This window comes from Halomonas sp. DP3Y7-2 (assembly GCF_019800795.1).
GTDB classification, from domain to species: domain Bacteria; phylum Pseudomonadota; class Gammaproteobacteria; order Pseudomonadales; family Halomonadaceae; genus Halomonas; species Halomonas litopenaei_A.
Genome location: NZ_JAHVKJ010000004.1, coordinates 69527 through 91170, shown reverse-complemented (window position 1 = coordinate 91170; position 21644 = coordinate 69527). Strand labels below are relative to the sequence as shown.

The following is a 21644-nucleotide window of genomic DNA, read 5'->3' as shown; positions in this document are numbered from 1 at the left end:
GCCTGATGGCTTGCCTCTTTTATGTCGTCAACTCTACGGCTTGCGGCTTGGTCATAGCCCGTGGCGGTTGGCCAGTGCGTAGTCGATGAAGGCCCGTTCGGCGCGCGACAGGTACCCCTGGGGCTGCCAGGCGAGGGACAAGGTCAACATGGCTGGCGGCGAAAAGGACACGGCGGCCAGGTCGTCTTCCTCCACGACCCGACGCAGAAATGTAGTGATGCCGAAGCCTTGGCGCACGATAGCCTTGGTCAGCGGAATCAGGTTGGATTGAAACGCCAGTTGAGGTGCCATGCCAAGTTGGCGGGCCATGGCGTCCACAAACTCTCGATGAAAGTAGCCGTCCTGAAACAGCACCAGCGGCTGTGACAGAAATTCCGCTGCACTGACCTGGCCTTGTGACACAAAAGGATGGTCGCGAGGGGCACAGATCACCATTTCTTCACACAGCAGGGTTTCCGTCTCCAGGTCGTGATTCGTGCCGTCTTCCACCACGATGCCTAAATCCAGTTCCCGCTCCTTGATCAGGGCTTGCAGGCGGCGTGCGCCTGCCTCGATGACGGTCATGCGGATGCCGGGGTGACGCGCGGCAAATCCCATCAGCAGCGGGGGCAGGTAATAGGAGCCCAGCATGGAAGGAATGCCGATGCGGACCTCACCCTTGACCAGGCCCTTGAGTTCCCGCATGGCGAGCTCCGTGGCGCTGGCATCGTCAAGAAGACGCCTCGCATGCTGCAGCAGCACCTCACCCTCTGGAGTCAGCTGTATGGGGCGTTCCTGACGTTTGAACAGCGGCGTATCCAGGCGTTGTTCCAGTGAAGCGATGGTCTGGCTGACGGCAGATTGGGCTACATGTCGCGCACGAGCGGCAGCGCTGAAGCCGCCATGGTCGACCACGGCAACGAAAACGGCCAGCGACCTGAGATCAAAGGGTAGACTCATAAGTCAATCTGATGGTGAGCATCATTTTCTTCTGTTGGTGTGATGGAAGTGAAGCATGGATGATAGCGTTTGCCAAAGGAGACCTTCATGATTCATGCCGATACGCCCACCTGGCGCAGAGCAACACTGGCTCTGTGTCTGGGTTCCATGCTGGTGTTCATCAACCTGTATGCACCCCAGCCCTTGCTGCCCATGTTGCGAGAGGCACATGGTGCATCGACCTTGATGATCGGCCTGGTCATGTCCTTGGCAACGTTGACGCTGGCCTTGTCATTGTTGGTGTATGGCCCGCTATCCGACGCCATTGGGCGCGGTGCGATCATGAAGGTCAGTCTGGCCGCGGTGGGTTTGGCGACGCTGTTGATTGCCTTTGTTCCGGGGCTGGAGAGCCTGCTGGCTGCCAGGGTGCTGCAGGGGCTTGCGCTTGGCGGTTTGCCGGCCGTCGCCATTGCATGGATGGGGGACGAATTTTCCCCTCAGGCCATGACCCGTGCGGTAGGACTGTATATCGCCGCCAACACCCTGGGAGGTATCGGCGGGCGCATCCTGGGCGGCGTCATCGGTGAGTGGCAGGGGGTGCAGGCAAGTTTCGTTTCGGTGGCGGTGGTAACGCTGGCTGGCACGATGTTGTTCTGGTGGTTGCTGCCTGCCGCCAGGAGCTTCAAGCCCCAGCCTTTTCGCGTGTCCGGCGCGGTGCAGCAGATGAGGTCGCATCTTGGCAACCCATGGCTGTGGCCGGCCTATCTGATTGGGGGGCTGAACTTTCTGGTGTTCATCAACCAGTACAGTTACATGACGTTCCGTTTGGCAGAATCCCCGTTTCTGCTTGGCCCTCGCTGGCTGGGGCTGCTGTTCCTTACCTATCTGGGCGGCACCCTTGGCTCGACCCTGTCAGCCCGGGTGGTCGCCAGGCTTGGTGCGCCGGGCACCATGCTGCTGGGAATCGGGATCGTGAGTGTGGGGCTGGGGGTGACGCTGGTCGAGTCCCTCAGCGTGATCGTGCTGGCGCTGATGGTCAGTGCCTTTGGCTTCTTTCTGTGCCATGCGACCGCATCAGGCTGGGTCGGGCGCCAGGCCAAGACGGGACGGGGCAGCGCGTCGGCGCTTTACCTGGTCTTCTACTATCTGGGTGCGAGCCTGGGGCCGCTATGGCTGGAGCCATTTTGGCTGTGGCAGGGGTGGACCGGTGTGATCGGCGCCAGCTGGTGTGTACTTGCCGTGACGGGATGGCTGAGCTGGCGCTTGTGTCGGCGTCAGCGGCAAGAAGAAGCACGCAACATCGCCGTGGCGACGTCCGGCAGTCATTAGCCGGCCGGCGCCACCCGCCACCCTTCTGCCGTATAGACCTGCTGGCCAAGAGCTGTCAGGAAGACAGCGTCCCCTCTCGTCCACGTCGGTCGAGAGGGGCCGTGAGGGTAATGGGCTCGCGCAGAGGAGCCCCAGAGCGGCCCTCATGGCAAGGGTTCAGGAGGTCGCCTGTTGACCCGGGGCCGCGTGGGGCATGGCTTCTTCGCCCCAGATCTCCTTGAGGCGATCCGGGCGACCGCATGCGTTCTTATAGAAGGTGTAGCGAACCTTGTTGTTCTGATAGTAGTTCTGGTGATAGTCCTCGGCCGGATAGAAGGTGCCGGGGTCTTCGATCAGGGTCTCGATAGGCTGATCAAAGCGTTCGGCGATGGCGTCTCGGCTTGCTTGCGCCTGGCTGCGCTGCTCGTCGTTCAGCGGCAGCAACGAAGAGCGATAGGTGTCGCCTTCGTCACAGAACTGCCGATTGGCGACAAAGGGATCAATGTTGCGCCAGTAGACGTAGAGCAGGTCCTCGTAGTCGAGCTTGTCGGTGTCGTAAGTGACTTGCACGACTTCCACGTAGCCGGTCCCCCCAGCGCTGACCGCCTGATAGGTCGGGTCCTCTGTGTTCCCGGCGGCAAAGCCCGATACGGTCGCCTCGACGCCGTCGATCTTGTCGAACGCTTCTTCCATGCACCAGAAACAGCCCCCACCAAAGATAGCCGTCTGCTGATCGGCAAAGGCCGCGGGGGCTGTCAGCGTGGCACCAGTCAACATGCCGGCAACAATGACGCTTCGTGGGATCAGGGGAATTCGCATCAATTCACTCCGTTTAGTGTCCAGGGTGCAGGTGACTTTCCGCAGGTTTGGTCAGTGTGGCAGGTCCTTCCTTACAGGACGACTCAGCTAAATTCAGAATCTTTGCATTTTCAGCCGTAAGGCTAGGGCGGCTATCCGCGACATAGCCGCTGCTGCTAACCTCGAAGGCATCGTGATGCCTTGGCCCTGAGCCAGCGAGAAGCGTCTTGCTACTGACGCACGGCGAGATCGTGACGTCTGTTGCCCAGGCCCCTGTGCCCTACCGAGTCGAGAAGGAGAGACGGGTGACCCGTAAAAAATGGATATTGCTGGCAGTGATCGCTCTCGCGGTTGTCGCCTTCTTCGCCACCGGCGCCAACGATGCCTTTACTCTGGAGGCCATCAAGTCGCAGCAAGCGCAGTTTCAGCAGTGGTTCCATGACGACCCATGGACCGTGGCGGGAGGCTTTTTCGCGATCTACGTACTGATGGCTGCCCTGTCGCTGCCAGGGGCGGGATTGCTGACACTGCTGGCCGGTGCACTGTTTGGCTTCTGGGCTGGGCTGTTGCTGGTGTCGTTTGCCAGTTCTCTGGGCGCAACGTTGGCGGCACTGATTGCCCGGACGTTGCTGCGACAGAGTCTGGAAGCGCGCTTTTCCCGGCAGCTCTCGCGGATCAATGCCGGCATTGATCGAGAGGGGCCTTTTTATCTCTTCACCCTGCGTCTTATCCCCATCTTTCCTTTCTTTGTGATCAACCTGGTGGTGGGGCTGACCCGGATGCGTCTGCCGACCTTCTACTGGGTCAGCCAGCTTGGCATGTTGCCGGGAACCGCCGTGTTCGTGAACGCCGGGCGTGAGCTCGGGGATCTGGATTCGTTGTCGGGGATTCTGTCGCCGGGTCTGGTGTTGTCGTTCGTGCTGATTGGCCTGTTCCCTTGGCTTGCCAAGGCGCTGGTGGGCGTGCTCAAGCGTCGTCGCCTGGCGTCAGCTTATCAGCGTCCAGCTCGCTTCGATCGCGACATCGTGGTCATCGGGGCGGGGTCTGCTGGCCTGGTAGCGAGCTATATCGCGGCGGCGGTGAAGGCCAAGGTGACACTGGTCGAACGCCATCGCATGGGTGGCGACTGTCTCAATACGGGCTGCGTTCCGTCCAAGGCATTGATCCGCGCCGCCCGTGCGGCGGAGGACATCCGTCGGGCGCCTGCCTATGGCGTAAGCGCTGGCGAGCCCCAGGTAGATTTCGCCGCGGTGATGGGGCATGTACACGGTGCCATCGCTGAGGTGGAGCCCCATGACAGCCCTGAGCGTTATCGGGGGCTTGGTGTGGATGTGGTCGAGGGGGAGGCACGGCTTCTTGACCCCTGGCGCGTGCAGGTGGGGGAGCAGGTGCTGACCACGCGGCATGTCATTATTGCCAGCGGCGCGCGGCCCAGGGTTCCGCCGCTTCCGGGAATCGACGACATTGAGGTGTTGACGTCGGATAACCTGTGGCAGTTGACCTCGCTGCCCAAGCGACTGGTCGTGCTGGGGGGAGGCCCGATCGGCAGCGAGCTGGGGCAGAGTTTCTCTCGGCTGGGCAGTCAGGTCTCGCTGGTCGAAATGGGGCCTCAGCTGCTGCCCCGTGAGGATTCGGATGTGGCGCGTGAAGCGGCAGCCGGGCTTGAAGCCAGCGGTGTGCACCTGTATCTGTCGACCCGAGCGCTCAAGGTGCTGGCAGGCGACAACGGCGAGCACCGTCTTGAGGTAGAGATCAACGACGGTGGAGAGACCCGGATTGAGCACTTGGCCTTTGACCAGCTGCTGGTGGCGGTAGGGCGCCAGGCGAACGTAGAGGGGCTGGGCCTCGAGGCGCTGGGCGTAGGCACTCGCGATAATGGCACCCTGGATGTGGACGGTGGTCTGCAGTCCATTCTGCCGAATGTCTGGGCGTGTGGTGATGTGGTCGGGCCTTTCCAGTTGACCCATGCCAGCGCCCACCAGGCGTGGCATGCCACCGTCAACGCGCTGTTCGGTGAATTCAAGCGATTCACGGTGAGCTACAAGGCACTGCCCGCCGTGACCTTCTGTGACCCTGAAGTGGCCAGGGTCGGTCTCAACGAGCGTGAGGCCGAGGAACAGGGCGTTGCCTTCGAGGTGACGCGCTATGAACTGTCAGAACTGGACAGGGCCATCGCTGAAGGTGATACGACTGGCTTCGTCAAGGTGCTGACCGTACCTGGCAAGGACCGCATCCTTGGGGCAACCATAGTGGGTGCCGGAGCAGGAGAGATGCTGGCGGAATTCACTCTAGCGATGACGCGTGGCATCGGGCTCAACAAGCTGCTGGGGACCATTCACCCTTATCCGACCCACTCCGAAGCGGTCAAGGCGGCCGCTGGTGTCTGGAAGAATGCCCATAAGCCCGAACGTGTGCTTGGCTACCTTGAGCGTTACTTCCGCTGGCGTAGAGGTGGCGCCGAGGCGGATCAGGCCGCGTCATCCGGGGAGGCCGACGCGGTGACCAAGTCGGACGGCGCGACGCGAGCTGCCAACGATACCGCGGCCTAGTCCCTGACGAGCGAGTCACTCAAGAGCGCACGGCGGAGGTTTCCGCCGTGCGCCTTTTCACCCTTGATACCCTTCCTCTTACCGAGACTGATAATGCTAGATCGCTGGACCATGCCGAAAACCCAAGGGCCCCTGAAGCCTCTGGTCACACTGCTTCAGCGTGCCCAGGTACGCCCAGATCACGTGACCTTGGCAGGCTTCGCCATCGGCATGCTGGCGCTGCCGTTGCTGGCGATTCAGGCCTACGGTTGGGCGCTGCTGGCAATTGTCTTGAATCGTGTGGCAGACGGTCTCGATGGAGCTCTGGCGCGCCGCTTGGACATTGCGTCCGATGCGGGAGGTTTTCTTGATATCGGCCTCGACTTCGTTTTCTACGCGAGCGTCGTGCTGGGGTTTGCTCTGGCCGATAGCGAGCAGAATGCGCTGCCGGCGGCCTTGTTGCTGTTCGCTTTCATCGGCACGGGGACATCATTTCTGGCCTTCGCCATCATGGCGGCCCGACATGATCTGGAGCGTCCACGCTTTCAGCGCAAAGCCTTCTATTACCTCCACGGATTGACGGAGGGTACCGAAACCGTGCTGGCGTTGATCGCCTTTTGTCTGTGGCCCGGTCACTTCCCGACGTTGGCGGTCGTCTTTGCAGGGGCGTGTCTGCTGACGACGGCCACGCGACTCTGGGGCGGTTATCACACCCTGAAGGCGATCTCTCCCCAGTCATCGCCCAATCCCTGATCGCGCGTCGCCACTATTCTCGTAAAGGCAGGGCAGCGACAGGAAGGGGAGGCGACCTAAGGGGCAACCCTATCGTCATCATAGGGTGGCAACAGGGTAACGACTGGGTAGCGAAAGGGTAGCGAAAGGCTAACAACAGGCTAACAACAGGGCAGCGCTATCAGGCATTGAGCGCCAGCAGGGAGAAGACGCCAGCGCGGGCCTTCTGCTGAGCAGTGCCCAGACATGCAAAAGGACAGCCTAAGCTGTCCTTTGCTGCCCTGTCAGGGCTAAGCCGATTCGCTGATCCTGGGATCTAGCGCTGGCTCAATACACCGCGATGTCGCTGCGGGTAAAGCGCAGCAACGCGGTGATCGTGGCGAGCCTTAGTGCTCGTGGCCGCCTTCACCGTGCACGTGGCCGTGCTCGATTTCTTCCTGGCTAGCCTCACGAACTTCGGCGATCTCCACGTCGAAGTTCAGGTTTTGGCCTGCCAGCGGATGGTTGCCGTCAACGGTAACCGTATCGCCTTCCACCTGGGTCACGGTGACCATCAGCGGACCGCCTTGGGTCTGGGCTTGGAACTGCATGCCCGGCTCGATGCTCTCGACGCCCTGGAAGGCATCGCGCGGCACTTCCTGGACCAGTTGCTCCTGGACCTCACCGTAACCTTCGGCGGGAGCGACCTTGGCGTTGACCTTGTCGCCTGCGGCCTTGCCTTCGAGTTCCTTTTCCAGACCCGGAATAATGTTGCCGGCGCCGTGGAGGTAGGTCAGCGGCTCGCGGCCTTCCGAGCTGTCCAGCACTTCACCTGCGTCATTGGTCAGGGTGTAGTGGAACGCGACAACGGAATTCTGCGCAATTTGCATTGATGAACCTTTGGTGAGTGCGTGTGAGGACGCATGGTAACGCGACGGTGCGGGGGCTGTCAGGGGAATGGGACATTTTTCACCTTACGTGGTCATATCCTGAGCAGGATTCACGCGGGTGCCCACCCATGGTGCTGTTGCGCAGTGCCGATGGTGGGGATACCCTCAGGGGAGATTTTTCATCCTGCCTTCCACGCTGTTTTTGCGGAGCTACGATATGACATCGCTACTTATCTGGGTGCTGGCCTTTGCGGTATTGCTGGCGGTTATGATCAAGTCCTGGGAGAAAGGGCTTGGGTGCGTGCTCGACGGGCTGTTGCCGTCGGTACTGCGCAGTGACGACGATCGCTGGATCTGGTGCCCGGCCCTGGCGGTTCTGGGCGCTACCTTTATCGTCTTCCCCATCGATATGCTGATGACCCTGCTGGTGATTGGCGTCATTGCTCTGGTGGCCTGCAAGCTGGGCTGCTGGGTCATGGGCAAGGTGCATTGACCCAGTTCTGTGACGCCCTGACGGCGGAAGGGGCGTTAGGCTGTTGATGGTGAAGCGCCTGCCAAGCGCACGCGAGATACACAAACACCCCATAGCGACGCTATGGGGTGTTTGTGTGTTGGCTTGGTCTAATGGCGGGAGGAGGCCATCTCAAGCATGTCGGCTCAGTAAGGAGCAACGCTCTGGCGTGAACCACTGCCAATCAAGCGGACGCGCTGACCGACCTGGAAGGCCTGATCTGCTTTCTGCACAATGACTACGGTCTGGCCAGTGTCCTTGCGAATCTCCATCTCCCAGGCATCGGTGCGGTTGACGCCTTTTTCGATCTGGTTACCTGCGACTGCACCGCCGATGGCGCCCGCGGCAGTGGCGATGGTGCGTCCGGAGCCTCCGCCGACCTGGTTGCCGAGAAGACCACCGATGATGGCACCCCCGCCGGTGCCGAGAATGCCACTGGCAGCGCTGTCGCCTTGAATCTGCACGCGGCGCAGGGCGGTGATGGTGCCGACCTGGACATTCTGGGCTGTCTGCGCCTGATTGCCAGAGTAAACGTTGCCGGAGTATTGGTTGGTGGCAGTACAGCCTGCCAGCGTCAGAGCGCTGATGGCGAGGACGGGCAGCAGTGTGATCTTCATGGGTGTTCTCCTTGAATGCAGTTGCGTCGCAGCAGGGCGTTCTGCCCGGGATGATGGCGTAGCCCTTGGCTTGCGAAACGCTGTTCGATAATAGTCTAGTGCCTCATTAGAAGCTATCACAGGGTTTTGGTTCCCGCTTACCGGGCCACTCCCGACGCTTGTTGGGCCGAAAGCGCCCCAGCGGTGACTCGCCGTCGATAAGGTAATGTCGCAGTGCTGGCGCTTTCCTGACAACAAGAGTGTGCTGGCGCGCCTGTCCTTGGCTAGCGTTGATGCAAGAAGATGTTGATGCAAGAAGATGTTGATGCAAGGAGCTCTGTGCAGCGCATCTCAAGCAGCAGGGAGACGAAAGGGCACTGAAAATGTTCGCCGGTGTGTCTGCCCAGACGAGTGCGCCCCGAACCGCCACTTGGCAGTCCGGGGCGCCGCAGCCCAATCTACCGCTTTTTAGCCGAACTGGTTCATGGTGTTGTCCTTGCCGCCAGCCTTGAGTGCGGCATCACCGTGGAAGAACTCCTTGTGGTCATCGCCAATGTTGGAGCCGGCCATGTCCTGATGCTTGACGGTGGCAATCCCCTCGCGAATTTCGCGACGCTGCACCCCGGCAACGTAGGCCAGCATCCCCTCGTCACCGAAGTAGCCCTTGGCCAGCGTGTCGGTGGACAGCGCGGCTGTGTGGTACGTCGGCAGCGTGATGAGATGGTGGAAGATACCGGCTTCCCGGGAGGCATCACGCTGGAAGTTGCGTGTCCACTCGTCAGCCAGCTGACCCAGCTCCGTTTCGTCGTAGCGCGCATTCATCAGGTCGGCGCGATCGTAGGCAGACACATCCTTGCCTTCGCTCTCCCAGGCGTCGAAGACCTGCTGGCGGAAGTTCAGCGTCCAGTTGAAGGACGGTGAATTGTTGTAGACCAGCTTGGCATTGGGCACCGCTTCGCGAATGCGGTTGACCATGCTGGCGATCTGCCCGACGTGGGGCTTCTCGGTCTCGATCCACAGCAGGTCGGCTCCGTTTTGCAGGCTGGTGATACAGTCCAGCACGACCCGGTCTTCACCGGTGCCGGGCTTGAATTGATACAAGCCGGACGCCAGTCGCTTGACCTTGACCAGTTTGCCGTTCTGCTTGATGACCACGTCGCCGTTGTCGATATCACTGGCAGAGGCAATCTCATCGCCATCCAGGAAGCTGTTATACTGATCGCCAAGATCGCCAGGCTCCTGAGTGACTGCGATCTTCTGGGTCAGACCGGCACCGAGAGAGTCGGTTCGGGCCACGATGACACCATCATCGACGCCCAGTTCGAGGAAGGCGTAGCGCACGGCGTTGATCTTGGCGATGAAGTCCTCGTGGGGCACCGTGACCTTGCCGTCCTGATGTCCGCACTGCTTCTCGTCAGACACCTGGTTCTCGAGCTGAATGCAGCAGGCGCCTGCTTCAATCATCTTCTTGGCCAGCAGGTAGGTCGCTTCGGCGTTGCCGAAACCGGCGTCGATATCGGCGATGATCGGCACCACGTGGGTCTGGTGGCTGTCGATCTGCTGGGTCAACTCCTCGACCTTGGCGTCGTCGCCGGCCTGTTGGGCGTCATCCAGGGCGCGGAAGAGGTGGTTGAGCTCCCAGGTGTCAGCTTGACGCAGGAAGGTGTAGAGCTCCTCGATGAGGGCGGCGACGCTGGTCTTTTCGTGCATGGACTGGTCGGGCAGAGGTCCGAATTCGCTGCGCAGGGCGGCGACCATCCAGCCGGACAGGTAGAGGTAACGACGCTTGGTCGTGCCGAAGTGCTTCTTGATGGAGATCAGCTTCTGCTGGCCGATGAAGCCATGCCAGCAGCCCAGGGACTGGGTGTAGTTGGCGCTGTCAGCATCATAGGCGGCCATGTCTTCACGCATGATGGCGGCGGTGTAGCGAGCGATATCGAGGCCGGTGCGAAAGCGATTCTGCACGCGCATGCGGGCAGCGCTGTGCGGGTCGATGTTGTCCCACTTGCCGCGTTGGGCTTCACGAAGCTGGGTCAGTGTCTTCAGTTCTTCACGAAAGGTCATGGTCTGGCCGTCCTGATGTTGTGATGAAGCGACTATCGCGGTGCCACATGCAGCACACTGCCTCTGTTCTCGCTGCCAGTCCTGTCGTTGCCCAGTGCTGGCATCGGTGTCGTGCTGATTCAGTGCCATGCAGCAGAAGTGCTGTCCGCCTTATGCTGCATCTGCGAAGTGTAGTCGTATTTTTCGACCCAGCCAGTGAACGATACTGCAGCCGTGGTCCCGTTTCGGCGCGGCGGATCAGGATGACTACAAAGTAGGCGAGTTACCTTCCTGTAGCGGCCCTTCGTCCGCGCCATGGAACAGACTATGGCCCAGCAGCATGAGGGTTTGCTATTGGTACTTGGGGTAATACAACGTTGTAGTCCGACTACAGGAATGCGTCATTGCGAGTTATTCCTGTAGTCGAATTTCCTGAGGTGTCAGGGTGGGGAAGGGATCAGGTGGCAAGCGTTAATGTCATGTTGCGATGCGGTATTCCGGCATCGAGGAAGACCTCGCCTTCCGCGACAAAGCCAAGGGCTTCATAGAAGCCAAGCGCCTGTGTCTGGGCGGCGAGCTCGACCTGGCTGAAGCGTTGTTCGCGTGCGGCATCAATGGCTGCTCGCATCAGGGCAACGCCAACGCCAAGTCCGCGGGCTTCGGCCAGGACGGCAACGCGACCGATGTGGCCGTCCGGCAGCAACCGGGCAGTCCCCAGCGCCTGCTCACCGCGGATGGCCAGAAAATGCAGGCATTGTGGGTCTCGACCGTCCCATTCCTCCTCCAGGGGAACGTTCTGCTCGATAACGAATACGCGGTGGCGAATCTCGCTGGCAGCCTCGCCAAGCTGCTCCCAGCCTCCGTGCTGTATGGTGACCTCAGTCATGGTCCTCCTCCTCGTCCCATTCGTCGTCTGTGACAGGCCAGCCCAGGCTACCGGCGTCCACCAGCTTGACCAGTACCCGCGGGGCATCGGAGTGATCCAGCAGGCTGGCATCGAACTCGTTACGGCCTGCGATGTCTTGCGCCAACGCCAGATCGCATTCGATCCCGTCGCCGTCGGCGAATAAGGTGGCTCGGTCGGCGCTGATGGCATGCCAGGCAAAGCGCGAGCCAGGCGCGGTGACCAGGATGTCGCCTTCCTGTAGTGCAGTGACAAGCTCATCCTCAGGGGTGGGCGTGTCGCTGGGGGCGAGCTGGTCGACATACTTGGGCTGGGTCATCACCCGGCCAAACCATTGTGCCAGCTGAGCGGGGTCGTCAATGGTGTCGAGAATCAGCGCTCGCATGCGCTCCAGCGCGGCGCTGTCGAGCTCTCCAGGATCCGTGGACGGTGGCATGCCGGCATCGCTGTAGCGCTTGGACGCTGGCTGCTGCTCACCCAGGTAGTCGGCAAAGGAGGTGATCGCTTCATCGGCAGACGGGGCTCGAAAGCCGACGGAATAGGTCATGCAGTCATCCGACTGGCTGACCCCATGATGCGCCCAGCCCGGGGGCAGGTAGAGCATATCACCGGGTTCCAGTACCCAATCGTGGTCGGGGTCGATGTCGAATGTCTCGAGGATACGTAGATCGATGCCCTTGATGATCGGTGCATCGTCCGCCACCTTGCCCCCCAGCTGCCAATGCCGTTGACCACTGCCCTGGACAAGAAACACGTCGTACTGGTCGACGTGGGGCCCCACGCTCCCGCCGGGAGGGGCATAGCTGACCATGATGTCGTCCAGTCTCCAGCGTGGCAGGAAAGAAAACTCTTCCAGCAACGCCGCGACGTCCGGCACGTAGTGGTCGACCGCCTGCACCAGCAGGGTCCAATCCTGTTCCGGCAAGCGTGCGAAGGTGCTGTCATCGAAGGGGCCGTGGCTGACCTGCCATGCACTCTCGGGGCCCTGTTCTTCCACCAGACGCGCCTCGACATTGTCTTCACAGGCAAGTCCTGCCAACTCATCGGGAGACAGGGGGTTGTCGAAGTCAGGGAAGGCGCCACGAATCAGCAGTGGCGCCTTCTGCCAGTAGTCCCGGAGAAAATCGGCGGCTGACAGGCCGCCGAGCAGGGTAAGAGGGGTATCGGCTGACATGATGATTCCTGATGATGGTGAGAAGCGGCTCGCTGGGCAGTCGAGCATGTGATGAGTGCAAGGGCAAGGACTGAATACGCCTCACCCCACCATAGGGTGGGGTGAGAACGGGTCTGACAGCTGCCGCGAGCACAGCAACGTCGCGAACAGACGCTGCGTGAGGCCGCCGCCGGGTCAGTGGCGAGGCAGCGCCTGGGCCTGTGCCACGGCATTGCCGATGTAGCTGCCTGGGGTCAGTTGCTTGAGCTCTGCCTTGACGGCTTCCGGTAGCTCGAGGCCGTCGATGAAGGCGGCGAAACCGGCCTGATCGATGCGCTTGCCGCGGGTCAGTTCCTTGAGCTTTTCGTAGGGCTTTTCAATGCCGTAACGACGCATGACGGTCTGAATCGGCTCCGCCAGCACTTCCCAGCTGGCGTCGAGATCTTCTGCCAGGCGCTGGGGGTTGGCTTCCAGCTTGCTGATGCCCTTGAGCGACGCCTGGTAGGCAATCAGGCCATAGGCCAGACCGACGCCGAGGTTTCTCAGCACGGTGGAGTCCGTCAGGTCCCGCTGCCAGCGGGAGATCGGCAGTTTCTGGGCCAGGTGAGCAAGAATGGCATTGGCCAGGCCCAGGTTGCCTTCGGAATTCTCGAAGTCGATCGGGTTGACCTTGTGGGGCATGGTCGAGGAGCCAATCTCGCCGGCCACGGTGCGCTGCTTGAAGTAGCCCAGCGAGATGTAGCCCCAGACATCACGGTCGAAGTCGATCAGGATGGTGTTGAATCGGCAGACCGCATCGAACAGCTCGGCGATGTAGTCGTGAGGCTCGATCTGGGTGGTGTACGGGTTGAAGGTCAGACCCAGGCCTTCGACAAAGGTGCGAGCATTGGCCTCCCAGTCGATGTCCGGGTAGGTCGCCAGGTGAGCGTTGTAGTTGCCGACCGCACCGTTGATCTTGCCCAGCACCTCGGCGCTTTCGATCTGCTTGAGCTGGCGACGCAGACGGTAGGCCACGTTGGCCATTTCCTTGCCCAGCGTCGTGGGGCTGGCGGTCTGGCCGTGGGTGCGCGAGAGCATCGGCACTTCAGCGTGCTCGGCTGCCAGTCGTGCAACCTCGTCGGCCACCTGGCGCATGGTGGGCAGCAGGCTGTCCAGGCCATCGCGCAGCATTACCCCGTAGGACAGGTTGTTGATGTCCTCGCTGGTACAGGCGAAGTGCACGAACTCGGTGACGGCATGCAGCTCTGCGTTGTCGGCGATCGCTTCCTTGATCCAGTACTCCACCGCTTTCACATCGTGGTTGGTGGTGCGTTCGATGTCCTTGATGCGTGAAGCGTCTGCTTCGCTGAAGTTCTTTACCAGGCCGTCCAGGAAGGCGGTGGCTGCGGCCGACAATTCCGGCACCTCGGTGATCTGGGGGTGAGCGGCGAGGCGCTCGAGCCAACGGATCTCGACGGTGACGCGGGCACGAATCAGGCCAAATTCGCTGAAATGCTCGCGCAGGGATTCGGCCTTGCTGCCGTAGCGGCCGTCGACGGGGGAGAGGGCGGTCAGTGCGGAGAGTTGCATGGTGTGGTTCCGGTGGGGTAGGTACAGGGTAGAGTGTCGAAGCGATATCGTTATAGCGAGTCCAGGGCACGCTTGAGGCTGCCTCGCTGGAAGACCAGCTTCCAGCGTCGCCCGCCCTGCTGGTGCCACAGCAGGCCGAAGCGGATGCCGGACAGCAGGCACGCCCGCACTCGCTCGGGCATCATTCGGCTCTGCAGCAGGGAGGGGTCGCCCTGGACCACGATGCGGTTCTTGAAGGTCGACAGGGTCTGCTGGTAGGCCTCGCCGAGGCTAGCCACCACGTTTTCGTGGGTGGGGCCGAAGTGTTCGGCCTGGCCCTGAATGCGGGTCAGGTGAGCGCCGAGCTCATCCATCATGGCGGGCTGGTTGCGCAGCTTGTTCATCAGCAGCATCAGGCTGAAGCCGTAGCGCATCACCACCGGATTGGCCTGCCGGCGACCCAGGACGCCGTCCAGCGTCTCCAGGCCCAGCCGCAGGTTGTTCGGGTGTCCACCGTAGATCGATTCGAAGGTGGGAGGGTTGGTCACCAGGGTGGCGTTGATCTGAGTGTCCCAGGCGCGACTGTCCACTTGGCCGGTGCGGGCAAGGTCATCCACCAGATGAGCCGCCTGGAACACGCCCGCCATGGCAATGGCCTGGCGGGCAGCCGGGGATTCCGGCGCGCGGTGAATAGGTACCGAATCGGTCATGCCGCGCGCTCCTTGGCGTTCCAGGTGTGTCGGATGACGCCGCCACCGAGGCAGACATCTCCGTCGTAGATGACCAGTGACTGGCCGGGTGTCACGGCGCGTTGAGGCTCATCGAAGTACACCTCGACACCGCCGTCTGCCATGCTGGTCAGCGTGCAGGGCACGTCCTCCTGACGGTAGCGCGTCTTGGCAGTGAAGCGACCCTGCTGGCAGGGAGCGTGACCGGCTACCCAGTCCATGGCTTCAGTGGCCAGGCTGTCGGTGTAGAGCAGAGAGTGATGCTTGCCTTGCACGGCCACGAGGACATTACGCTCCAGATCCTTGCCAGCCACGTACCAGGGGTCCTCGGAGTAGTTGGCGAGGCCGCCGATACCGAGCCCCTGACGCTGTCCCAGGGTGTAGTACATCAGTCCCATATGTTCGCCGATGTCGTCACCATCAGGTGTCTCGATGCGGCCGGGCTGAGCCGGAAGATACTGCTTGAGGAAATCGCTGAAGCGTCGTTCGCCGATGAAGCAGATGCCCGTGGAGTCCTTCTTCCTGGCGGTGACCAGACCGTGGCGCTCGGCAATGGCACGAACTTCCGGCTTTTCGATCTCGCCCACAGGGAACAGCGTGCGGGCGATGGCCGCTTCCGGCACCGCGTGCAGAAAATAGCTCTGGTCCTTGTTGCCATCCAGGCCCTTCAGCAGGCGAGGACGGCCATCGCGCTCACCGCGGCGGACATAGTGGCCGGTGGCGATCATCTCGGCTCCCAGCATCTCTGCGTAATCAAGGAACACCTTGAACTTGATCTCGCGGTTGCACAGGATATCCGGATTCGGCGTGCGGCCAGCCTTGTACTCTGCCAGGAAGTGCTCGAACACATTGTCCCAGTATTCAGCGGCAAAATTGGCGGTATGCAGGGGGATGTCGAGTCTTTCGCACACGGCCTGGGCGTCCGCCAGATCCTCCATGGCGGTGCAGTATTCGGTGCCGTCGTCCTCGTCCCAGTTCTTCATGAACAGACCTTCTACCTGATATCCCTGTTCGATCAGGCGCAGTGCGGAAACGGAGGAATCGACTCCGCCGGACATGCCGACGATGACTTTGCCGTTGGACGCTGACATAACAACTCTCGGGGTGGTGGTGCAGGGGCGGAGATTATACACGAAATGCGGCGCTCAACCGAAGCCTCACCGCTCGTGGAGCACGTCCATGGGAAAGGTCTTGCCAGCCAGGGCATCGCGGATACGTTTAAGCACCAGAGGGCTGCGTAGACGTCCGTCCCGATCCAGTGCTTCGATTTCTTCCAGGGTCAGCCAGTGGATGGCGTGGATATCGCGGTCAAGCTCGGTACCCAGGTGGGCCAGCGCCATGCCCAGAAACGCGTGGCTGTGAAACGCCTTGCCGTCCTTGGTCTGATACACGTACATGCCCAGATAGTCGGTGATACCCACCCGCCAGGCGGTCTCCTCGGCGACTTCACGCAGTGCGCCATCGCGAATGCGCTCACCGGGTTCCAGATGGCCTGCGGGCTGATTGAACAGGGTATGAGGGCCGCCATGGTCCTCTTCCACCATCAAGAAGCGCCCGGCGCGTTCGACCACGGTGGCCACGGTCACATAAGGGGTCCATCGCATTATCGGCGTCTCCTCGCTGGGGATGCGGTTCTCGGGCGCTTGGGTGCATGCAGCGTCTGACGCTGCCATTGCCCCGGCGCCAGCCCGTCCAGGTTCCATGGGCCAATGGCCACCCGTACAAGTCTAAGTGTGGGGTACCCGACGTGTGCTGTCATTCTGCGCACCTGGCGGTTTCGCCCTTCGCTGATGGTCAGCTCCAGCCAGCAGGTATCAGGATGGCGTTTCGGGTCGAGAGGTGGCTCACGCTCCGGCAGGCCGCTGTGGACAAGGCGTCGTACCTTGGCAGGTCGGGTCGGTCCGTCCTTGAGCGTGACGCCTTTTGCAAGGGCGTCCAGAGCGCGCTGATCCGGCTGTCCTTCAACCAGCACACGGTACGTCTTGGGCTGCTTGTGGCGGGGGTGGCTGATACGATGAATCAACTCACCGTCGTCGCTGAGCAACAAAAGACCCTCCGAGTCGTAGTCGAGACGTCCGGCAGGGTAGATGTCGGGTACATCGATGAGCGACGCCAGCGTATCGCGTCCCTGCTCATCGGTGAACTGGGACAGCACGCGGTAGGGCTTGTGCAGCAGGTAGAGTTGACTCATGGGCTGGCTCGGTAGTCCTGACGAGGCCCGTCTGACGGGGCTCGTGCGGTCATTTGCAAAGATTGTCGACAAAGCCTACTCCGGGCGCTGGGGGTAATGCTATACTCCGCGCTCCACTGAATAGACCTGACAGGGGAGTTCTCAATGGGTTTCCAGAAAATTGTCGTCCCTGAGGGCGGCGAAAAGATCACCGCTAACGCCGACAACAGCCTGAATGTGCCGAACAACCCGATCATCCCGTTCATCGAGGGTGATGGTATCGGTGTCGACGTCACCCCGGCGATGAAGATCGCCATCGACGCCGCTGTGCAGAAGGCCTACAACGGCGAGCGCAAGATCCACTGGATGGAAGTCTACGCCGGCGAGAAGGCCACCCACGTCTATGACGCGGACACCTGGCTGCCGGAAGAAACCCTGGAAGCGGTCAAGGAATACATCGTTTCCATCAAGGGCCCGCTGACCACGCCGGTGGGCGGTGGTATCCGCTCCTTGAACGTCGCACTGCGCCAGAAGCTGGACCTGTATGTCTGCCAGCGTCCGGTGCGCTGGTTCGAAGGCGTGCCGAGCCCGGTCAAGAAGCCCGCTGACGTCGACATGGTTATCTTCCGCGAGAACTCTGAAGATATCTATGCCGGTATCGAGTGGAAGGCGGGTACCGCTGAGGCCGACAAGGTCATCAAGTTCCTGCGCGAAGAAATGGGCGTGACCAACATCCGCTTCCCCGAGGGTTGCGGCATTGGCGTCAAGCCGGTGTCCGAGGAAGGCACCAAGCGTCTCGTGCGCCAGGCCCTGCAGTACACCATCGACAACGACCGCGAGTCGCTGACCCTGGTGCACAAGGGCAACATCATGAAGTTCACCGAAGGCGCCTTCAAGGATTGGGGCTATGAGCTGGCCAAGGAAGAGTTTGGCGCTGAGCTCCTCGATGGCGGCCCCTGGATGACTTTCAAGAACCCGAAGACCGGCAAGGACATCGTGGTCAAGGACGTGATCGCTGACGCGATGCTGCAGCAGATCCTGCTGCGTCCGGCCGAATATGACGTCATCGCGACCCTGAACCTGAACGGTGACTACCTGTCCGACGCTCTGGCGGCTGAAGTCGGCGGCATCGGTATTGCTCCGGGCGCCAACATCTCCGACACCACTGCCATGTTCGAAGCGACTCACGGTACTGCGCCGAAGTACGCTGGCCAGGACAAGGTCAACCCGGGCTCGCTGATCCTGTCTGCCGAGATGATGCTGCGTCACATGGGCTGGGTCGAGGCTGCTGATCTGGTACTGAAAGGCATGGAGAAAGCCATCAGCAAGGGCGAAGTCACCTATGACTTCCACCGCCTGATGGAAAATGCCACGCTGTTCAAGTGCTCTGAGTTCGGTCAGGCTGTCGCTGACAACATGTAAGCGACTGCACCGAGCGACGAGCCGTCCTGCTCGTTGTCAGTGCTGACAGACAAGGCCCTCGCCCTCGCCGGCGAGGGCCTTTTGCATTTTGTCCGCGTAGAGGGTGAAAGCCGCGTCGGGATTCCCGATAATGAGAGGGAACCCTACCGCGCCCCAGACGTCCAATGCTCGACGCGGGTGAGCGCGGGCACCCGATTGACAGTGTGAGGCCTATGTTCAACGCAAGAGACGAGGATCCGCTCTGGATCCAGATGCCGGTGGCAGGAATGACGCGTCCGCCGGGAGAACCCGACGAACAGGACGACGGTGACCTGGCCACTCAGGAAGCCGATCCTGAGTTAGCCAAGCCACCCATGTATAAGGTTGTCTTGCATAATGACGACTTCACCCCCATGGAGTTTGTGGTGGAGGTTCTCAGGACGTTCTTTCACCTGGATAGCGAGACGGCCGTGCAGATCATGCTGACAGTGCACAGCCATGGCAAAGCCACCTGTGGCGTCTTTACCCACGACATTGCCGAGACCAAGAGTCACCAGGTCAACGAGTATGCCAGGGAGTGTCAGCATCCTCTGCTGAGCGATATAGAAGCGGCGGACTAGGTGGAATCCTGAGAATCGCTGATCTGCCTGTGATGTGGGCGCATGAGGCGGCACATGCGTTAACGGAGACGCGTCCTTCGTTGACGAAGAACTTGCAACGGCGCCATTTGTACCCGATGTTGATGGTGCCGGACCATAAAAGATCCGACGCAAGCCCTAGGCGGCGAGAAGGGGACTGCCATGCTGAGCAAAGAACTTGAACTGACCCTGAACACGGCCTTCACCGTGGCGCGCTCCAAGCGCCACGAGTTCATGACCGTGGAGCACCTGCTGCTGGCACTTCTGGATAATGCGTCAGCATCAGACGTGCTGCGTGCCTGCGGGGCCAACCTCGACAAGCTGCGGTCTGACCTGCAGGACTTTATCAATTCCACGACGCCGCTGATTCCGGAAGACCAGACCGAGCGCGAGACGCAGCCCACTCTTGGGTTCCAGCGTGTCCTGCAGCGTGCGGTCTTCCACGTGCAGTCTTCAGGCAAGAGCGAAGTGACGGGTGCCAACGTGCTGGTGGCCATCTTCTCCGAGCAGGAGAGCCAGGCGGTCTACTTCCTGAAGCAGCAGAACGTGGCCCGTGTCGACGCCGTCAACTATATCGCTCACGGTATTTCGAAGGTGACCGGTCACGGTCAAAGCCCGGCGGCATCGTCGCCGGAGGCAGAAGATGCTGAAGATGGCAGCACCGAGGCCGGCGGCAACCCGTTGACCGGGTTTGCTACCAACCTCAACGAACAGGCGCGTATGGGCAAGATCGATCCGCTGATCGGCCGTGACCACGAGCTTGAGCGTGTGGTGCAGATTCTGGCACGCCGTCGCAAGAACAATCCGCTGCTGGTGGGCGAGGCCGGGGTGGGCAAGACAGCCATCGCCGAGGGCCTGGCCAAGCGCATCGTCGAGGAGGACGTTCCCGACGTGATCGGGGATGCCGTCGTGTACTCCCTCGATATGGGCGCCCTGCTGGCGGGTACCAAGTATCGCGGTGACTTCGAGAAGCGCCTGAAGAGCCTGCTGGCCGAATTGCGCAAGTTGCCCAACGCGATTCTGTTCATCGACGAGATTCATACCGTGATCGGCGCGGGGGCTGCCTCTGGCGGGGTGATGGATGCCTCGAACCTGCTCAAGCCTCTGCTGTCTTCCGGCGAGTTGCGCTGCATCGGTTCGACCACCTTCCAGGAGTTCCGCGGGATCTTCGAGAAGGACCGGGCGCTGGCGCGTCGTTTCCAGAAAGTCGACGTCCTGGCTCCCTCGGTGGAAGACTCCATCAAGATCCTCAAGGGCTTGCGCTCGCGCTTCGAGGAGCATCACCAGCTCAAGTACACCGACGCTGCGCTCGACAGCGCGGCCCGCTTGGCCGATCGTTACATCAACGACCGCTTCCTGCCGGACAAGGCCATCGATGTCATTGACGAAGCGGGCGCTCACCAGCGCTTGCTGCCGCCCGAGATGCGTGTCGATACCATCGATGTGGATCAGGTCGAGGCGGTAGTCGCATCGATTGCTCGAATTCCGCCGAAGAGCGTGTCCAGCTCCGATCGCAAGCTGCTGGAGAATCTGGATCGCGATCTCAAGATGCTGGTGTTCGGCCAGGATGAGGCCATCGATAGCCTGGCGGCGGCGATCAAGCTCTCTCGCGCTGGGCTCAAGTCTCCTGACAAGCCAGTGGGCAGCTTCCTGTTTGCTGGCCCGACGGGAGTGGGCAAGACCGAGGTGGCTCGCCAGCTGGCGCAAATCATGGGCGTCGAGCTGCTGCGCTTCGACATGTCGGAGTACATGGAGCGGCACACCGTTTCACGTCTTATCGGCGCACCTCCTGGCTATGTAGGGTATGACCAAGGCGGCCTGCTGACAGAAGCAGTGACCAAACAGCCCCATTGCGTGCTGCTGCTGGATGAAATCGAGAAGGCACACCCGGAAGTGTTCAATCTGCTGCTGCAGGTGATGGATCACGGGCGTCTTACCGACAACAATGGTCGCGAGGCGGACTTCCGTCACGTCATCCTGATCATGACATCCAACGCGGGTGTAGAAATCGCGACGCGCCGCTCCATCGGCTTCCAGACCCAGGATCACTCCACCGATGCCATGGAGGCGATTCGCAAGACCTTTACACCGGAATTCCGCAATCGCCTGGACGGCATTATCCAGTTCTCGGCGTTGCCCAAGCCGGTGGTGCGCAACGTGGTCGACAAGTTCCTGGTGGAACTGCAGGCGCAGCTAGACGAGAAGCGTGTTCAGCTGGAAGTCGATGACGAGGCGAGAGATTGGCTTGCGACCATGGGCTATGACCCGGACATGGGAGCTCGCCCGATGGCAAGGTTGATTCAGGAGAAGCTGAAGAAGCCCTTGGCCGAGATGATCTTGTTTGGAGATCTGGCTGAGCACGGGGGTGTTGTCCATGTCAGCCTCGAAAGTGGCGAGTTGCATCTCTCCACCGATGTGGAGCTGGCCGATGCGCCCTGACTGAGCTCTCTGGTTTAGGCCGCAGCGAGTCTTGAGGACACCGCTGACGCAAGAGATGACGCCCTGTCTTATGACAGGGCGTTCTTGTAGGTATCGCCTGCTGGCTCGCTTGCCCACGGGACCGGGCAGCAAGGCGGCAGGGTGTGAAAAACGCAGGCGAGTTCCGGACACCAAGCGCCACCCTGCTACGTAAATCGTGGCAGGGGTGGGCTGCGCAGCAGGCGGCTTTTGCGCCAGGCTCCGGAGTTATCCAGCACCAGTGTCAGGTGTGCTCCAGCACTGGGCGATAGGGGCCGAATGCCGATGGGCATTGACCCGAATATCAGGGAGCTGCGCTTGCCGGCGAGGCGGGCACGCCCG

The 21644-nt window shown here is 61.2% G+C and carries 19 protein-coding genes; 7 read left to right on the top strand and 12 right to left on the bottom strand.

What is annotated here, in order from left to right; all coding sequences use genetic code 11:
• Positions 1-51 precede the first annotated feature (51 nt).
• A complete protein-coding gene (locus tag KUV45_RS05085) occupies positions 52-939 on the bottom strand; it encodes a LysR family transcriptional regulator (protein WP_222164240.1) in 888 nt (295 codons plus the stop codon).
• An 87-nt stretch (positions 940-1026) separates the two neighbouring features.
• Here KUV45_RS05085 and KUV45_RS05080 point away from each other — a divergent pair, with 87 nt between their 5' ends.
• Entirely contained in the window at positions 1027-2247 is a 1221-nt protein-coding gene (locus KUV45_RS05080) for an MFS transporter (protein WP_222164239.1), read from the top strand.
• Positions 2248-2403: 156 nt separating this feature from the next.
• Here the strand turns inward: KUV45_RS05080 and msrA are convergent, their stop codons facing one another.
• The gene (gene msrA / locus KUV45_RS05075; RefSeq protein WP_222164238.1) at positions 2404-3045 is read right to left on the bottom strand and encodes a peptide-methionine (S)-S-oxide reductase MsrA; all 642 of its coding nucleotides are present in this window, start codon (positions 3043-3045) and stop codon (positions 2404-2406) included.
• Between the two features lie 284 nt (positions 3046-3329).
• On the opposite strand from msrA, the gene KUV45_RS05070 reads away from it, so the two are divergent.
• Positions 3330-5573 (top strand): FAD-dependent oxidoreductase, encoded by a 2244-nt coding sequence (locus KUV45_RS05070; protein WP_222164237.1) that lies wholly within the window; start codon positions 3330-3332, stop codon positions 5571-5573.
• A 93-nt stretch (positions 5574-5666) separates the two neighbouring features.
• Positions 5667-6305, top strand: coding sequence for a CDP-alcohol phosphatidyltransferase family protein (locus KUV45_RS05065; RefSeq protein WP_222164236.1), 639 nt, complete (start codon positions 5667-5669; stop codon positions 6303-6305).
• Positions 6306-6670: 365 nt separating this feature from the next.
• On the opposite strand, the gene KUV45_RS05060 is transcribed toward KUV45_RS05065, so the two are convergent.
• Positions 6671-7153 carry a peptidylprolyl isomerase gene (locus KUV45_RS05060; protein WP_045992921.1) on the bottom strand — a complete coding sequence of 161 codons (483 nt, stop codon included), beginning with the start codon at positions 7151-7153 and terminating at the stop codon, positions 6671-6673.
• A gap of 217 nt (positions 7154-7370) precedes the next feature.
• On the opposite strand from KUV45_RS05060, the gene KUV45_RS05055 reads away from it, so the two are divergent.
• Positions 7371-7646, top strand: a complete 276-nt coding sequence (locus tag KUV45_RS05055; protein WP_206944381.1) for a hypothetical protein — start codon at positions 7371-7373, stop codon at positions 7644-7646.
• A gap of 164 nt (positions 7647-7810) precedes the next feature.
• Here KUV45_RS05055 and KUV45_RS05050 read toward each other — a convergent pair whose 3' ends face one another.
• The 9 genes from KUV45_RS05050 to KUV45_RS05010 form a co-directional block, all read right to left on the bottom strand.
• Positions 7811-8281, bottom strand: coding sequence for a glycine zipper 2TM domain-containing protein (locus tag KUV45_RS05050; RefSeq protein WP_222164235.1), 471 nt, complete (start codon positions 8279-8281; stop codon positions 7811-7813).
• Between the two features lie 447 nt (positions 8282-8728).
• Entirely contained in the window at positions 8729-10324 is a 1596-nt protein-coding gene (locus KUV45_RS05045) for an isocitrate lyase (RefSeq protein ID WP_206944379.1), read from the bottom strand.
• A 436-nt stretch (positions 10325-10760) separates the two neighbouring features.
• Positions 10761-11189, bottom strand: a complete 429-nt coding sequence (locus KUV45_RS05040) for a GNAT family N-acetyltransferase (protein ID WP_206944377.1) — start codon at positions 11187-11189, stop codon at positions 10761-10763.
• Positions 11182-12381 (bottom strand): cupin domain-containing protein, encoded by a 1200-nt coding sequence (locus KUV45_RS05035; RefSeq protein WP_222164234.1) that lies wholly within the window; start codon positions 12379-12381, stop codon positions 11182-11184. The genes KUV45_RS05040 and KUV45_RS05035 overlap by 8 nt, the downstream gene beginning before the upstream one ends.
• A 174-nt stretch (positions 12382-12555) precedes the next feature.
• On the bottom strand, positions 12556-13929 hold the full coding sequence (purB, locus tag KUV45_RS05030) for an adenylosuccinate lyase (RefSeq protein WP_222164233.1): 1374 nt from the start codon (positions 13927-13929) through the stop codon (positions 12556-12558).
• 50 nt (positions 13930-13979) lie between these two features.
• Entirely contained in the window at positions 13980-14618 is a 639-nt protein-coding gene (hflD, locus tag KUV45_RS05025; RefSeq protein WP_206944372.1) for a high frequency lysogenization protein HflD, read from the bottom strand.
• Positions 14615-15727 (bottom strand): tRNA 2-thiouridine(34) synthase MnmA, encoded by a 1113-nt coding sequence (gene mnmA, locus KUV45_RS05020; RefSeq protein ID WP_222164232.1) that lies wholly within the window; start codon positions 15725-15727, stop codon positions 14615-14617. Before mnmA ends, hflD begins: the two co-directional genes overlap by 4 nt.
• A gap of 66 nt (positions 15728-15793) precedes the next feature.
• On the bottom strand, positions 15794-16243 hold the full coding sequence (locus KUV45_RS05015; protein WP_206944515.1) for an NUDIX domain-containing protein: 450 nt from the start codon (positions 16241-16243) through the stop codon (positions 15794-15796).
• Positions 16240-16827 carry a pseudouridine synthase gene (locus KUV45_RS05010; protein WP_222164231.1) on the bottom strand — a complete coding sequence of 196 codons (588 nt, stop codon included), beginning with the start codon at positions 16825-16827 and terminating at the stop codon, positions 16240-16242. The genes KUV45_RS05015 and KUV45_RS05010 overlap by 4 nt, the downstream gene beginning before the upstream one ends.
• A gap of 144 nt (positions 16828-16971) precedes the next feature.
• Here KUV45_RS05010 and icd point away from each other — a divergent pair, with 144 nt between their 5' ends.
• From icd to clpA, 3 genes are all read left to right on the top strand, one after another.
• On the top strand, positions 16972-18228 hold the full coding sequence (gene icd, locus KUV45_RS05005; RefSeq protein WP_206944366.1) for an NADP-dependent isocitrate dehydrogenase: 1257 nt from the start codon (positions 16972-16974) through the stop codon (positions 18226-18228).
• A gap of 251 nt (positions 18229-18479) precedes the next feature.
• The gene (gene clpS, locus KUV45_RS05000; RefSeq protein ID WP_206944514.1) at positions 18480-18827 is read left to right on the top strand and encodes an ATP-dependent Clp protease adapter ClpS; all 348 of its coding nucleotides are present in this window, start codon (positions 18480-18482) and stop codon (positions 18825-18827) included.
• A 180-nt stretch (positions 18828-19007) separates the two neighbouring features.
• Positions 19008-21284: an ATP-dependent Clp protease ATP-binding subunit ClpA gene (gene clpA / locus KUV45_RS04995; RefSeq protein ID WP_222164230.1), complete on the top strand. Its 2277-nt coding sequence runs from the start codon at positions 19008-19010 to the stop codon at positions 21282-21284.
• Positions 21285-21644: the final 360 nt, after the last annotated feature.

Excerpts from the sequence above, each read along its gene's own strand:
- KUV45_RS05085 (WP_222164240.1), bottom strand. The coding sequence starts at position 939 with ATGAGTCTACCCTTTGATCTCAGGTCGCTGGCCGTTTTCGTTGCCGTG.
- KUV45_RS05080 (WP_222164239.1), top strand. The coding sequence starts at position 1,027 with ATGATTCATGCCGATACGCCCACCTGGCGCAGAGCAACACTGGCTCTG.
- msrA (WP_222164238.1), bottom strand. The coding sequence starts at position 3,045 with ATGCGAATTCCCCTGATCCCACGAAGCGTCATTGTTGCCGGCATGTTG.
- KUV45_RS05065 (WP_222164236.1), top strand. The coding sequence starts at position 5,667 with ATGCTAGATCGCTGGACCATGCCGAAAACCCAAGGGCCCCTGAAGCCT.
- KUV45_RS05060 (WP_045992921.1), bottom strand. The coding sequence starts at position 7,153 with ATGCAAATTGCGCAGAATTCCGTTGTCGCGTTCCACTACACCCTGACC.
- KUV45_RS05055 (WP_206944381.1), top strand. The coding sequence starts at position 7,371 with ATGACATCGCTACTTATCTGGGTGCTGGCCTTTGCGGTATTGCTGGCG.
- KUV45_RS05050 (WP_222164235.1), bottom strand. The coding sequence starts at position 8,281 with ATGAAGATCACACTGCTGCCCGTCCTCGCCATCAGCGCTCTGACGCTG.
- KUV45_RS05045 (WP_206944379.1), bottom strand. The coding sequence starts at position 10,324 with ATGACCTTTCGTGAAGAACTGAAGACACTGACCCAGCTTCGTGAAGCC.
- KUV45_RS05040 (WP_206944377.1), bottom strand. The coding sequence starts at position 11,189 with ATGACTGAGGTCACCATACAGCACGGAGGCTGGGAGCAGCTTGGCGAG.
- KUV45_RS05035 (WP_222164234.1), bottom strand. The coding sequence starts at position 12,381 with ATGTCAGCCGATACCCCTCTTACCCTGCTCGGCGGCCTGTCAGCCGCC.
- purB (WP_222164233.1), bottom strand. The coding sequence starts at position 13,929 with ATGCAACTCTCCGCACTGACCGCCCTCTCCCCCGTCGACGGCCGCTAC.
- hflD (WP_206944372.1), bottom strand. The coding sequence starts at position 14,618 with ATGACCGATTCGGTACCTATTCACCGCGCGCCGGAATCCCCGGCTGCC.
- mnmA (WP_222164232.1), bottom strand. The coding sequence starts at position 15,727 with ATGTCAGCGTCCAACGGCAAAGTCATCGTCGGCATGTCCGGCGGAGTC.
- KUV45_RS05010 (WP_222164231.1), bottom strand. The coding sequence starts at position 16,827 with ATGAGTCAACTCTACCTGCTGCACAAGCCCTACCGCGTGCTGTCCCAG.
- icd (WP_206944366.1), top strand. The coding sequence starts at position 16,972 with ATGGGTTTCCAGAAAATTGTCGTCCCTGAGGGCGGCGAAAAGATCACC.
- clpS (WP_206944514.1), top strand. The coding sequence starts at position 18,480 with ATGCCGGTGGCAGGAATGACGCGTCCGCCGGGAGAACCCGACGAACAG.
- clpA (WP_222164230.1), top strand. The coding sequence starts at position 19,008 with ATGCTGAGCAAAGAACTTGAACTGACCCTGAACACGGCCTTCACCGTG.